General features: G+C 40.7%; 7 protein-coding genes. All 7 read right to left on the minus strand.

Annotation, left to right across the window (positions count from 1 at the left end):
- Window positions 1-55: 55 nt before the first annotated feature.
- The 7 genes from EG2_RS03550 to EG2_RS03580 all read right to left on the minus strand — a co-directional run bounded on the left by EG2_RS03550 (window position 56) and on the right by EG2_RS03580 (window position 15553).
- The gene (locus EG2_RS03550) at window positions 56-8440 is read right to left on the minus strand and encodes a pectate lyase-like adhesive domain-containing protein (RefSeq protein WP_060813516.1); all 8385 of its coding nucleotides are present in this window, start codon (window positions 8438-8440) and stop codon (window positions 56-58) included.
- A gap of 161 nt (window positions 8441-8601) precedes the next feature.
- Entirely contained in the window at window positions 8602-9714 is a 1113-nt protein-coding gene (gene glf, locus EG2_RS03555; RefSeq protein WP_060813518.1) for a UDP-galactopyranose mutase, read from the minus strand.
- A gap of 231 nt (window positions 9715-9945) precedes the next feature.
- On the minus strand, window positions 9946-11247 hold the full coding sequence (gene eno, locus EG2_RS03560) for a surface-displayed alpha-enolase (RefSeq protein WP_003127565.1): 1302 nt from the start codon (window positions 11245-11247) through the stop codon (window positions 9946-9948).
- A gap of 111 nt (window positions 11248-11358) precedes the next feature.
- Window positions 11359-12114, minus strand: coding sequence for a triose-phosphate isomerase (tpiA, locus tag EG2_RS03565; protein WP_003127564.1), 756 nt, complete (start codon window positions 12112-12114; stop codon window positions 11359-11361).
- A 69-nt stretch (window positions 12115-12183) separates the two neighbouring features.
- Complete coding sequence (locus EG2_RS03570) at window positions 12184-13374, minus strand: phosphoglycerate kinase (protein ID WP_003127563.1); 1191 nt, start codon at window positions 13372-13374, stop codon at window positions 12184-12186.
- Window positions 13375-13473: 99 nt separating this feature from the next.
- A complete protein-coding gene (gene gap, locus EG2_RS03575) occupies window positions 13474-14475 on the minus strand; it encodes a type I glyceraldehyde-3-phosphate dehydrogenase (RefSeq protein ID WP_003127561.1) in 1002 nt (333 codons plus the stop codon).
- 40 nt (window positions 14476-14515) lie between these two features.
- Window positions 14516-15553 (minus strand): sugar-binding transcriptional regulator, encoded by a 1038-nt coding sequence (locus EG2_RS03580; protein WP_003127560.1) that lies wholly within the window; start codon window positions 15551-15553, stop codon window positions 14516-14518.
- Window positions 15554-15907 lie beyond the last annotated feature (354 nt).

Genomic DNA, 15907 nt, shown 5'->3' on the forward strand with positions numbered 1-15907 from the left:
ATTTTAGAAGAGCTAGGAAATTTATCCCAGCCCTTCATAAACTGAAAGGAACTGATTAATCCGTTTCACGCTTTGCTGCATCTTTTTTCTTTTTCATTAAAGCAATCGCAGCTAACAGCGCGGCAATTCCAGCAAGAGACATTTGACTACCGCTTGCATCAGATTCACCAGTCTTAGGAAGAGTAGCTCCAGTCGCATGTCCCCCCACTCCTATGTTGCCTTGTGACGTTCCTGTATTTCCATTCGTTGCATTATTCTGCTCGGAATTTGTAGGAGTTGAAGTAGATCCGCTGATCGATGCACTTTCTGAAAGTGAATGATCTTGACTAGCTGATTGTGATTGTAACTCTGAGAGACTTTCAGAGAGACTGTTACTATGGTATTCGCTGACGATATCAGAGTTGACATCACTTGTGCTTGTGCTTAACGAAGCAGATTCGCTAACGCTTGTACTATCACTGATTGATTCGCTAGCACTCATAGAGACTGAGCCCCGATCAGAAGCACTAAAGCTTTCACTCAGACTAGCAGAGTTGCTAGCACTTGTACTATCGCTTGTAGAGCCAGATTCACTTGTCTCAGCACTGCTCGACATTGAATCACGTTCACTATCACTGGTGCTTGTGCTTTCGCTAGCTGACTCACTCACACTTAGACTTTCAATTGTTGAGTTCGAATCACTTACACTTGCACTATTCGACATTGAATCACGTTCGCTATCACTGATACTTGTGCTTTCACTAGCTGATTCACTCATATCCAGGCTTTCACTTGTTGAGTTCGAATCACTCACACTTGCACTATTCGACACTGAATCACGTTCACTGTCACTAATGCTTGTGCTTTCACTGACGGATTCACTCGTACTTGTACTTTCACTCGTTGAATTCGAATCACTTACACTCGCACTATTCGACGTTGAGTCACGTTCACTGTCACTAATGCTTGTGCTTTCGCTAACGGATTCACTCGTACTTGTACTTTCACTCATTGAATTCGAATCACTTACACTTGCACTATTCGACATTGAGTCACGTTCACTGTCACTCGTACTTGTACTTTCACTAGCTGATTCACTCGTACTTGCACTTTCGCTTTGACTAATCGATGTGCTTTCACTTGCAGAAATTGACTCACTTGTACTGAAACTGCGGCTTTCTTCCGTAGAAATACTTGCGCTTTCAGACTCAGAATCACGAGTGCTGGAGCTGTCGCTTGTACTCTCAGAAGCAGAGACTTGGTCGCTAGTGCTCATCGATTGACTCAAACTTGTACTGTCACTTGCACTAACCGATTCAGAATCTCGGAAACTTTCACTCATACTAATACTTTCACTAATCGAAGTTGATTCGCTAGGTGAAACCACCGTACTATTCCGCTCACTTTCGCTAGTACTGATGCTGACGCTAACTGATTCACTTATACTCGAACTTTGTGAATCACTTGTTGAAGCACTCACACTTTGAGACTCAATCACTTCTTGTTTTTCGCTAAGCGACGTACTGATTGATGCCGATTCGCTTAGACTCGTACTAGTTGATTGTGAGATGCTAGTGCTTTCACTAGCACTTGCTGAGACAGAATCATTCGTACTTGTACTGTCACTTGTTGAAAGGCTAGAACTATTCGATCTTGAATATAGATCACTTAAGCTGTCACTTGCACTAGCGCTATTGCTGATTGATGTGCTAGCACTATCACTCGTGCTGAAACTACGTGATTCGCTTGCACTTTCAGATCTAGATACTAAATCACTTAGGCTCGTGCTTAAACTTAAGCTGTTACTAATCGATGTGCTGCCGCTATAGCTCAGGCTGTCACTTCGCGATTCGCTTGCACTTTCAGATCTAGATAGTAAATCACTTAAGCTAGTACTTGCACTCAAGCTATCACTGATTGAAGTGCTCATGCTGTTGCTTACACTATCACTCCGTGACTCACTAGCACTTGTTGATTGAGAGTTCATTTCACTTAAACTTAAGCTAGTACTGCTGCTTCCGCTAAAGGAAGTACTTGTGCTTTGACTTAAGCTATTGCTCCGCGATTCACTGGCACTGGCTGAACGAGATAGTAATTCGCTCAAGCTAGTACTGCTGCTTTCACTCGTACTAATTGACGTGCTGCTGCTATAGCTGACGCTATCGCTCCGTGACTCGCTGGCACTTACTGATTGAGATAGTTGTTCACTTAGACTTGTACTAGAGCTCAAACTCGTACTAGCTGAAGTACTATTACTGAAACTATTACTTAGACTATTACTTAAGCTAATCCCTTCGGAAAGCGAGTCGCTTGTCAATTGGCTCAAGCTAGTACTCAAGCTGGTACTGTTGCTCATGCTAATTGACGATGAATCACTCAATGAAATACTAGTACTTGTGCTGAGACTCAGACTTGCAGAAGTACTACTGCTGTAGCTTTGACTTTCACTTGCTAATGATTTGCTTTCTGAAAGACTATCGCTATTGCTCAAGCTTGCACTGATTGACAACGAGTCACTCATTGATGTGCTGATACTCAAACTTTCACTCATACTTACAGAAGCACTATTACTAATACTTGTACTATCACTAGTGCTTGCACTAATGCTTGCTGAGGTACTACTGCTGTAGCTAGAACTGTCACTAGTACTTTGACTAATACTTGCCGAAGTACTGCTGCTATAGCTTTCACTCATACTAGAACGTGAATCACTGATTGACGTACTCAAACTATTCGATTCACTATTGCTGATACTTGAACTAATTGAAGCAGAATCACTGACTGAAGTGCTGACACTTGTGCTCAGGCTCAAGCTGGCTGAAGTACTACTGCTATAACTTTGACTTTCACTAGCCCGCGAATCGCTAACTGACGTACTTGTACTTGTTGATTCACTAATACTTGCACTGGTACTACCGCTGTAGCTTACAGAGTCGCTCGCACTTTGTGAAACCAAACCACTAGTACTCAATGAGGATGAATCACTGATTGATGTGCTCACACTTGCTGATTCGCTGTTACTGATACTTGTGCTTACAGATAATGAATCACTTAGCGATGTGCTTGTACTTATCGAGTCACTGTTACTTACACTTGTGCTGCCGCTATAGCTTGCAGAATCACTCGCACTTAACGATGCGGAAATACTTGTGCTCAATGACATGGAGTCACTGATTGATGTGCTCACACTTGCTGATTCGCTGTTACTGATACTTGTACTTAGTGACGATGAGTCACTTAATGACGTGCTTACACTCGTGGAATCACTATTACTGATACTTGTGCTTACAGATAATGAATCACTGATCGACGTACTTGCACTTGTCGACTCACTGTTGCTTACGCTTGTGCTGCCACTATAGCTTGCAGAATCACTCGCACTTAACGATGCGGAAATACTTGTGCTTAGAGACAACGAATCGCTGATTGATGTACTTGTACTTGTCGAATCACTGTTACTTACGCTTGTACTGCCACTGTAACTTGCAGAAATGCTTGCGCTTTGTGATACGGAAATACTTGTACTCAATGAGGATGACTCACTGATTGACGTACTTTCGCTTGTTGAATCGCTACTGCTTACACTTGTGCTGCCACTGTAGCTTGCAGAATCACTGGCACTCAGTGATGCAGAAATACTCGTACTCAATGAGGATGACTCACTGATTGACGTACTTGCACTTGCGGATTCACTGTTACTGATACTTGTGCTTACAGATGACGAATCACTGATCGAGGTGCTTGCACTTGTTGACTCACTGTTACTTACACTGGTACTTCGTGATGATGAGTCGCTTAATGATATACTTTCACTTGTCGATTCACTATTACTTACACTTGTGCTGCCACTGAAGCTTGCGGAATCGCTCGCACTTAGTGATGCAGAAATGCTTGTGCTCAAAGATGACGAATCACTGATCGAGGTGCTTGCACTTGTTGACTCACTGATACTTACTGATAGCGAATTACTTGCAGATATACTTTCACTTGTTGAATCGCTATTACTTACACTCGTACTGCCGCTATAGCTGGCTGATTCACTGCTAGACTCACTATTACTATCGCTAACGCTCAATGACATCGACGTACTAATTGAATTTGAGATCGATTCTGACTCCGATAAACTTTCGGATAAACTCATGCTTGCACTCAATGAATCAGAAATAGATTCACTCAAACTAATGCTTCCACTGAGGGAAGAAGAATCCGATTCACTGATAGCGACAGATAATGATTCTGAGGCCGAAATACTTTCTGATACTGAGTCACTTTCTGACAGAGATAGTGACGTGGATTCACTTAGTGATTCCGAGAGTGAAACTGATACTGACTCTGATAAAGATAAACTTTCAGAATCACTTGTACTGTTGCTCAATGATCCAGAAACAGACGCACTTAAGCTGGAACTATCACTTTCCGAATCAGACTCTGATACACTAGCTGATACAGATAACGATTCTGAGGCCGAAAGGCTTTCTGACATTGAATCACTATCCGATAATGAAATAGATGTTGAAATACTTTCAGATAGGGATTCTGACAACGATTCTGAATCACTAATAGAAATTGATAGAGACATTGATTCGCTTTCTGAAATAGATGTAGATAACGAACCACTTTCTGAGTCTGATACTGAAACAGATTCACTGATAGAAAGAGACGTTGACTCTGAGTCGCTCAATGAAATCGAAACCGATTCTGAATCACTTAAAGAAGTTGAAGTAGAGATTGATGTTGATAATGATTCAGAAGTCGAGTCATTCATGTCAGATTCACTTTCTGAAATAGACGATGACACTGAGTTGCTCTCTGAATCTGATACTGAAACAGACTCACTAATTGATGTAGAAATTGATTCTGAATCACTAACAGAGATCGATTCTGATAATGAGTCACTTTCTGAAATTGATTGAGAAAGAGAAACACTTTCTGATTCAGAAGTAGAAGTAACAATGGATTCTGATAATGATTCGCTTCCCGAAATAGACTCGGACGTAGACAATGATACCGGGTCTTGTTCATAATTGACCGTAAACATCTGAGGCGAAGAATCCGTTTGAGATGCTCCATTGCTGGTAGTATCAAAAGTTTGATTGGCAGCCATAGCTTCCGCTAATGTATTGTAGACTACTCCATCTGGTCCTGTAACCGTATAGATATACCCATTTCTCTCTAAATCTGCATCTGTCACCCCAAGAGTGAAACTTTCATTTGAAACACCGGAAGTGCCATATTTTCCAACAGTGACAGTTCCTGGGATTTGCTCAAATGCTTCCCCTGTAGCAGGATCTGATTCAGGTTGATTATTACCAACGACACCGACTTCTTGATAGGATGGATAAAGAGTGATCGTAATAAATTGTTGATCACTATCTGTTGTACTGCCACTATTACTAGTACTATCAAAAACAAATGTTCCAGTTTGATCTGCATAATAACCAGCTTGAGTTAGGTAATCCGCGATTAAGTCAGAATAGCTTAGTTCTTGACCTGTCGTCCCATTGATAGCAACTGTACCAACTTGGTTTTGTAATGGACGGCCATCTGAATTAACAAAAGTTACATTGACAGTTTGTGTGTCTGCTGCAACGTAAATGGTTGTCAGACTCGCTTCAGTTCCGACTGTAGTAGATCCAGGCTGTACATTGCCATTCAATACGGCACCTGTTGCATAATAGTAACCTGGAGGCAAATTAGTCGAAGTGTAGTAACTATTTGTCCAATCGATAACATTCCCGTAGTTTGCAGGAATTCTATCTGTTCCGGAAGCTTCGGTACCAGCATTCATATACTCAGAAGAGATCACTTGACCAGTCTTAACGTCGACATATTGGTACTGAACCGAATGATTGGCAACACCATATACATAAATATTATAAGTATAATTTGTGTTCTCCATTGGAACAATCGCAACCGTCGCTTGCCCATAGCTGTCCCCATTATCGGCATTAGTCGTACTATCTCCGCCGCTTTGACCATCATTTTTAGCTGAACTAGCAACTTGGGTACCGATTGCCCACATATAATTTTCAGGCATTAACTCATTGGCATACTCCAATGTTTGCAAATCAAGATACTCACCAATGTAATTAACGTCTGGATCAATTGGCATATCAACAGTTTTAATAATATTGCCGTACTGATCAACATAATTTACGGTTACGGTTCCTGGCGCAATCGCAACAGTCGCTAATTCACGGGTAGAAGTGTCTACAATGTTAGATGTAGTAACATTTCCAGCCGTATCTTTAATAGTTGTTGTCGAACCTGAAATAGTCATTTCCACGAATTTTAAGTTACGGTTGCCTTCTGGAGCAGCGGTTTGGCTACTGCTGCCTTGCCATGTACTGATCTGAGAATTATTCATGACAAATGTTCCCGAACCGGTAATCAATCGGCCTGCCGAAACAGCTCCTGAAGAAGTGAGACGTGCTAAGTGCAATGCTCTTGGTGAAATAAAACGAACTGTTGCGCCGGAAGCCACGTTCACAACAGTGTTGGCATTCCATTGTTGCAGATCAAGTACCGTTCCTGCATTAAATGTAACAACCGCTCTATTCGTGACGTTTAGCGAGTTGGAGCCTACTGTACGAGTTGCCGTCATTTGCAGATTTTGACCAAATGTTGCGGTTCGGTCATTTGATTGACTTCCCGAATAACGAGAAAAATCGAGTAACATTTGGAAACCATCTTGTTTCCAAGTCACGTCATCTCCGACAGTGATTGAGTTAAATCCATAATAGACAAGGGGATAGTTATTACTATTGTAAGAACTAAGTTCGTTCCCAATAATTGTCGCGCCATCGCCAACTTTAAAGGTATGATTGAATCCTGTATCACTCGCATTATTGCCACGGATTGCCATATAGTAAAACATGGAGTAACCGGTAGTACCAGCTGTCCGATTCAATTCTACATGGGCGCCATTAGCGATTGCCACTTCACCAATTTGCATCAATTCTTGTTTTACATTCGCTACGATTTTACCTGATAAAGTAACGTGACTATCCTCTGCATCCAGTAGACGTCGTGGTTGATAAGCGGTATCTGTCCCGCTAACACCATCCCGACCTTCAAGAGTCACATTATTGATATTGAAGTACCAGTAACCATAACCTCCAGTTGCTGACCTTGAATCGATCACTCCATCTGCATTACCTGTTCCACTGTCTCCCGAGAGAGTTCCTGATTGCCAATGAATCAAGTTGACATCTGTGATCGTAAAGACAGAACCCCGAACCGTAGAACTTGTCCCTACATTAAATGCTGCTCCTGCCATATTGACTGTAAAACCATTTCCGTCAATAAGCACACTTGTTGCGCGCCAACCTAAGTCACGCGTAGCCACATTGGTAGCAGCCGTAATATTAGCGGTGACCTCAATATAAGTAATCGAAGTATTTCCATATGCTGCTTTCAGCGTAGCCCAGTCATTTACTGCTGCATAAGTGCCATTAGCAATAGCTGTTTGCTTGTATAATTCCTTATTTTTCACTTGGTCTGGCACATCAACTGTCACCCCAGAAGGTGAATTGGTTTTGTTACCATCGTTGATTGCCTGCTCAAATTCTTCTCGGCCCATATCTGGATCCGCAGAAACATTGATTTTAACAATCTGCCCTGATTGGGTGGTGATGGCAAAACTAGCAATCAAATTATTGGCACTAGCATATTGTTGTGCTGCCCGAATCAAAGATGTGCTTGGTGATTTGCCATCTTTGACAACAATTTCTAATGCATTCGTCGTGGTGTCAACCGACGCTTGTACTTTCTTGGGTACTAATTGATCGAAGAGATCTTGTGCTTTTTGTGACTCCACTTTATTTTTTTCGGAGACAGTTTGTTTTGGTTGGTTCTTTTGACTTACTGAAGTTGAATGAGAGCCACTTGTCGATTGTGACAACGATAGACTTGTCGATTCTGAGGCACTTGACGACAATGAGCCACTTTCAGAAATCGAGGCACTTTCAGAGATACTCAAACTTTCTGATTCAGATCCACTCTTCTCTTCCGAAAGACTCATTGATTCAGAAACACTTTGAGATGCTTCAATACTGGTAGCATTGTTTTCAGCTTCTGAATCACTCACACTCTGTGATTCTGTTACACTCGTTGACTCTGTCGCACTTTGTGACTGGGTGTTGCTTTCGGATTCAGAAAAACTTTCCGATGGACGCATGCTTTCAGATTGTGAAGTAGCCTCACTTTCTTGCGTCGATGAAGCAGGAATTTTGGCATTCGTTTTATTTGCCAAGACGTTCTCGGCATTTGCTTCTTTACTTGCATCTAAAGGCGGTGTGATTTCTGACGCATGCGCCACGATTGGTGTGATACTCAATCCAGCAATGCCAGTAAAAGAAGTGATCGTTGCATAGACCCAATGTTTTCCGCTTTTATACATCTTGTAGCGTTCACTCTTATTGGAGCGTAACAACTTTCGATAATTATTCTTTTTACTCATTACGTTTATTATTCTCCCCTTTCATAAAAATGATTTTATAAGCTTCCCCTAGTCCTATTTTTTTATAAGATAGGACAATTCATTATTTCATAGCTAGTAAAAAAGTTACGTTTTGTCCCGGAATTGGGACAAAAAAAGAGCAACCTCTTCAATAAAAGAAGTTACTCTGCTTGAAATTCATGTTTGACAAGTTTTAAAGCTGCTGCAATCGTATCGTCCATATCATAATAACGATAGTTTGCTAGGCGCCCACCAAACAAACATTTTTTTTGCTGATGCGCTAATTTTTCATACTTGCGATACAGTGCATGATTGATTTGATCGTTAATTGGGTAGTAAGGAATGTCTCCCTTCCGCCAAGTTTTTGGAAATTCTTTCGTGACAACTGTTTTTTTTGTCACAACTGGACAAAAATGTTTATGCTCAATGATTCGCGTATAGGGCGTTTGACTGTCTGTAAAGTTCATGACTGCTGTTCCTTGATAATTATCTGTATCATAAGTTTCAGTTTCAAAATGTAAAGAACGATAGGCCAACTCCCCGTAACAATAATCAAAATATTGGTCAATCATTCCAGTATAAACGATCTTCTTAGAAGATGCTTCATGACGCATACGGTCTGCAAAAAAATCAGTTTCTAAAGAAACTTCAATCAGTGGATTTGAAAGCATTTTTTGAATTATTTCTGTATAGCCCAATTTTGGAATTCCTTGAAAAGTATCCGTAAAATAATTGTTGTTAAATGTATACCGGACCGGCAGTCTTTTAATAATAAAAGAAGGTAGCTGAGCACATCCTCGTCCCCACTGTTTTTCCGTATAGCCTTTGATCAGCTTATGATAAATATCTGTCCCCACCAAGGAAAGAGCTTGTTCTTCTAAATTTCGGGGTCTTTTTATTCCTGTCTTTTCAATTTGAGCCATTAGTTTGATGCGAGCTTCATCTGGTCTTTTGGTTCCCCATAATTGGTAAAACGTGTTCATATTGAAAGGGAGATTATATAGCTCACCTTTATAGTTTGCAATAGGTTCATGAATATAGGGATAAAAATCAGCAAACTGATTAATATAATCCCAAATTTTTTTGCTCGATGTGTGAAAGATATGCGCACCATATTTATGTATGTCAATTCCGACTTGTTTTTCTGTATAACAGTTGCCACCGATATGTGCTCGTTTTTCCAACATTTTCACCGAGTGTCCCCGTTTAGCTGCTTCATAAGCAAAAACCGAGCCAAATAGTCCTGTACCAACGATTAGATAATCATACGCCATGTATTTCTCCTAAATTTATTTTTTCTTTTATTATAGAGTTTCGCTAAATCAGAACTATAATTTCTTTTTTTAGAAAAAGAAAATAAAGAAGAAAAGACTGCTCTCTGTTCCATGAGAAAAATATGTATTGATTCAAATCACTTAATCCAGACAGCAAAAAAGCTCTGAAATCACAGCGGTTGATGCTTAAATCAACCGCTGCTCTTTCAGAGCAATGTAATCATCGAAAGATTACTTGTTTTTCAAGTTGTAGAAAGCTTGCAAGCCTTTGTATTCAGCAACTTCACCAAGTTGGTCTTCGATACGTAATAATTGGTTGTATTTTGCAATACGGTCAGTACGTGATAGAGAACCAGTTTTGATTTGGCCAGCATTTGTTGCAACTGCGATATCAGAGATTGTTGAATCTTCTGTTTCACCTGAACGGTGAGAAACAACAGCAGTGTAACCAGCTTCTTTAGCCATTTCAATCGCATTGAATGTTTCAGTCAATGTACCGATTTGGTTTACTTTGATTAGGATTGAGTTACCGATACCGTTTTTGATTCCTTTTTCAAGGATTTCAGTATTTGTAACAAACAAGTCGTCACCAACTAATTGAACTTTGTCGCCTAGGCGTTCAGTCAATAGTTTCCAACCATCCCAGTCGTTTTCATCCATACCATCTTCGATTGTGATGATTGGGTATTTGTTAACTAACTCTTCTAAGTAGTCAACTTGTTCTGCAGCTGTACGTTTCACACCGTTTTCGCCTTCAAATTTCGTGTAATCGTACACGCCATTTTCGTAGAATTCAGAAGAAGCACAGTCAAATCCTAGGTAAACATCTTTACCTGGTTCTAAACCAGCAGCTTTGATAGCTTCTAAGATTGTTTCAACACCATCTTCAGTTCCTTCAAAACGAGGAGCGAAACCACCTTCGTCACCTACTGATGTTTCTAAACCACGTTTAGATAAGATTGATTTCAACGCATGGAATACTTCAGCACCCCAACGTAGACCTTCTTTGAATGTAGGTGCGCCTACAGGCAAGATCATGAATTCTTGGAAAGCGATCGGAGCATCTGAGTGAGATCCGCCGTTGATGATGTTCATCATAGGTGTTGGCAATACTTTTGTATTGAATCCGCCTAAGTAGTGGTATAAAGGTACTTCTAAATAATCAGCAGCTGCACGAGCAACGGCAATAGAAACACCAAGAATTGCGTTAGCACCTAATTTGCCTTTGTTAGGAGTTCCATCTAAAGCGATCATTGCTTTATCGATAGCCATTTGGTCACGTACATCGTAGCCGATGATTGCTTCAGCAATGACGTTATTTACATTGTCAACTGCTTTCGTTACACCTTTACCACCATAACGAGCTTTGTCGCCGTCACGTAATTCAACTGCTTCGTGTTCACCTGTTGAAGCTCCTGAAGGAACCATTCCACGGCCGAAAGCACCTGATTCTGTGTAGACTTCTACTTCGATAGTTGGGTTACCACGTGAGTCTAGGACTTCGCGTGCGTAAACATCAGTAATAATTGACATGTTTTGTCTCTCCTTTGAGTTTGTTTTATCTTAAGGGAATCTCCCTTGCGAACATCTTAATTGTAGTGAAAAAAGCTGTTTTCTGCAAACAATATTTTCATGAGAATGAAATTATTTTACTGCATCCAACAATGCTAGGAATGAATCAGCTTGCAAGCTTGCGCCGCCAACTAATGCTCCGTCTACATTTTCTTTTGCCATGTATTCTGCAATATTTTCAGGTTTTACAGAACCACCGTATTGGATACGTACAGCATCAGAAACTTCTTTACCGTATAATTTTTCAACTGTTTGACGTACAACACCACAGATTTCATCAGCAATTTGTGCATCTGCTGATTTACCTGTACCGATCGCCCAAATTGGTTCGTAAGCAATGACTAGATTGCTGACTTGGCCATCTGTCAATCCTTCTAAACCGGCAGTGATTTGTCCTTCGATCCATTCAGCTGTTTTTCCAGCTTCATAAGTTTCTAAAGATTCACCACAACATAGGATTGGGATCATACCATTTGCGAAAATTGCTTTCGCTTTTTTGTTGATGTCTTCGTCAGTTTCATGGAAATATTCACGGCGTTCTGAGTGACCGATGATCACATAGTCAACACCTAAGTCAGCTAAAGCAGCCGGTGAAGTTTCTCCTGTAAAGGCACCTTCATTTTCCCAGTAGCTGTTTTGAGCAGCAATTTTTAATTCTGTACCTTCTGCAGCTGTTACTAATGTTTCCAAGAACAACGCTGGTGCTCCGATAACAGAATCTACTTTATCGTTGCTAGGAATTTTTGTTTTGACTGCTTCAGCAAATTCTTTTGCTTCTTTCGCAGTTTTATTCATTTTCCAGTTTCCGGCAATAATTGGTTTGCGCATTTTTCTGGCACTCCTTTGTTATTTAAGGGTCACGGCTGCTTATTGCAACGCAGCCGCGTCATTGTTTGATTATTTGTCGTTGATTGCTGCTAATCCAGGAAGAGTTTTACCTTCTAGAAGTTCTAAACTAGCACCGCCACCTGTTGAGATGTGAGTGAATTTATCAGCAAAACCTAATTGTTCTGCAGCTGCAGCTGAATCTCCGCCACCGATGATTGTTGTTGCATCTTCAAGGTTTGCGATTGCTTCACAAACACCGATGGTACCATTAGCAAAGTTTGACATTTCGAACACACCCATTGGTCCGTTCCAAACAACTGTTTTTGCACCTTTTAATGTTTCAGCGAACAATGCAATTGTTTCAGGTCCGATATCTAAGCCCATTTGACCTTCAGGAACATCACCAGTATGTTCTTCTGTTGGAACATCATTTGAAAATTCAGCAGCTGTGATTGAATCAACTGGTAAAACAAGTTTGTCGCCAGCTTTTTCGATCAATTCTTTTGCCAACTCAACTTTATCCGCTTCAACAAGAGAGTTACCAATTTCCATTCCTTTTGCTTTATAGAATGTATAAGTCATTCCGCCACCGATCAAGATCTTGTCTGCTTTAGGAATCAAGTTTTCAATGACACCGATTTTGTCAGATACTTTCGCACCACCAAGAATCGCTACCATTGGACGTTTTGGTTCTTCGACTGCTTCACCAATAAATTTGATTTCTTTTTCCATTAAGAATCCAGCAACTGTTGGGATTCCTGTAGAAGCGATTCCGACGTTTGAAGCATGGGCACGGTGAGCTGTACCAAATGCATCATTGACAAAAACATCCCCTAATGAAGCCCAATATTTACCAAGCTCTGGATCGTTTTTGCTTTCTTTTTTGCCGTCAACATCTTCAAAACGAGTGTTTTCGAAAACAACGACATCGCCGTCTTTCATGTTGTTGATTGCTGCTTCCAATTTTTCCCCACGTGTTTCAGGAACGAAAGTCACTTCTTTACCTAACAATTCGCCTAGACGTTTTGCTACTGGTGCTAAAGATTTACCTTCTTTATCTGCTTCTTCTTTGACACGACCTAAGTGAGAGAAAAGAATTGCTTTTCCGCCATTTTCGATCACGTAATTAATTGTTGGAAGTGCTGCTTTGATACGAGTGTCGTCACCGATCACACCGTCTTTCAATGGAACATTGAAATCCACACGCACAAGAACTTTTTTATCTTTTAAATCGATATCTTGAACTGTCATTTTAGCCATGAACAGATTCCTCCTAATGTAATTGTTAAAAAAAGCGGAGAAGCGCGCTGCTTCCCCGCTTTCTCTTGCGATGGTTTAAATGAATGTACGACGCAAATCTTATAATTTAGCGAAGTATTCTAAAGTACGTACTAATTGTGCAGTGTATGACATTTCGTTATCATACCAAGCAACAGTTTTAACTAATTGTTTGTCGCCAACAGTCATAACTTTTGTTTGAGTTGCATCAAATAGTGAACCGTAAGTCATACCAACGATATCAGAAGAAACGATTTCGTCTGTGTTGTAACCGTAAGATTCGTTTGAAGCTTCTTTCATTGCTGCGTTTACTTCGTCAACAGTTACTTCTTTGTCAAGAACTGTAACTAATTCAGTTAATGAACCAGTTGCAACAGGAACACGTTGAGCAGCTCCGTCTAATTTACCGTTCAATTCAGGAATTACCAAGCCAATAGCTTTAGCAGCACCAGTTGAGTTAGGAACGATGTTTGCTGCAGCAGCACGCGCACGGCGGAAGTCACCTTTAGGGTGTGGTCCGTCTAGAGTCATTTGGTCACCTGTGTAAGCATGGATCGTAGTCATCAAGCCTTCGATCACACCAAATTTGTCATTCAATGTTTTAGCCATAGGAGCTAAACAGTTAGTTGTACATGAAGCGCCAGAAATTACTGTTTCATCACCTGTTAAAGTTTCGTGGTTTGTGTTGTAAACGATTGTTGGTACATCGTTTCCGCCAGGAGCTGAGATAACTACACGTTTTGCACCAGCTGTTAAGTGTTTTTCAGCAGCTGATTTAGAAGTGAAGAATCCAGTACATTCTAGCACGATTTCAACACCTAATTCGCCCCAAGGCAATTCTTCAGGGTTGCGGTTTGCTAGAACTTTGATTTCGTTTCCGTTCACGTTGAATGATCCTTCATGAACTTCAACTGTACCGTTGAAACGTCCTTGTGTTGTATCATATTTTAACAAGTGTGCTAACATTTTAGCGTCTGTTAAGTCGTTGATAGCCACAACTTCGATTCCTTCTACTTCTTGGATACGACGAAATGCTAAGCGTCCGATACGTCCAAATCCATTAATACCTACTTTAACTGTCATTTAAGATTTCCTCCTTATGAAAATCATAAAAATATTTATTTTAAAGGGTTGCCCCTTTTAAAATCTCATTGGCACAGGCTTCATCTGTGATGAGCCATGTTTGTTTTGGTGCATTTTTCATGTATGCATTGATCGCTTTGGCTTTTGATTTACCACCTGCGATTGCGAAAATGATCGGCACGTTCTGCAAGTCCTTCAACTGCAGTCCGATACGAGGAATCTTATAAACGACCTCGCCTGCTTCATTAAAGAAATAACCGAAGGATTCCGCTACTGCATTCTTTTGTTTCAGCATCAGGATCTCTTTTTCTGACATCTTTCTTCGAGCTGCCATATGCAATGCTCGTCCAATACTATGAATAACACAATTTGCTTGACTTATCAAGTTTAAGACATCAAGGATCGCTGGTTCTTTCAACAAAAATTCATAGGTGTTCGTGCTTAATTGTTCCGGTACAAATAGGGAACGATAATTACCATTGGTACGCATCGCCATCACTGATCCGACTGAATTTGCCTGAACATTGACTGCTTCTCCGATGCCCCCTCTGGCTGGGACAAACAAGTTATGGCGTTTGCCAGTTTCAAGATTGCCTAGTTCTTCGGCAACTTTTGCCATTGTTGTACCGCCCATCACAGCGATCGTATTCTCACCATCTGGCAGCAATAAGTCTAACGACTCATTAAGCAGCTGACCGAATTCAGCAATCACTTTTGGTTGACGGTCCCCATCACCGCTGGCAATCAAGCAACGATCAATCCCGAAGTACTCGGATAACCGCTTCTCTGTTTGATGCATGCCAAACAATTGATCCATCAAACTGCCGATTTTTGTATAGATTTCTTCGCCATAGGCCGTTAATTGCATACCGCTTTTAGACGAATCAATCAATTTAAGTTTTTTGAGGATATCCGTTTCAGACCTCAACACACGTTCCGTCATTGCTAAGCTTTCAGACAATGTCCGCCGTCCTACTGGTTGCATCCAATAGATAGTCCGTAAAATACGGTAACGTTCTTGAAGCACCGCGAGGATATCCGGGGTGATTGCCTCAATCAATTTCAATTCATCGAGCATTTTGCATCCTCCCGTTGGACTTTTTTTGTCCTACAATGACTTAAAATGACCCATCTATTCCAAAAAAAATTTAATTCATCTCTTACACCAATAATAGTAGCACTTCTGGACGCCTCATGCAACTATTTCAATTATAAAAAATGATTCTCCAAACTTTTTTTAACCGTAAAGCGGATTCTTATCACAGCCAAAAATAGCTTTCAAACGAGTAAAAGAAATCAACAAAGAAAAACCCGAGCAAAAGGATTAGTGACCGCCTATGAAAAGCGGGCAGAGCTATTTATCACAAGTAGCCCTGCCTTTGCTACGGTTATATGAAACCCAAATTGCTTACCTGTCTTCTTATGTATGAGA

This window comes from Enterococcus gallinarum NBRC 100675 (genome assembly GCF_001544275.1).
Classification (GTDB): Bacteria; Bacillota; Bacilli; order Lactobacillales; family Enterococcaceae; genus Enterococcus_D; species Enterococcus_D gallinarum.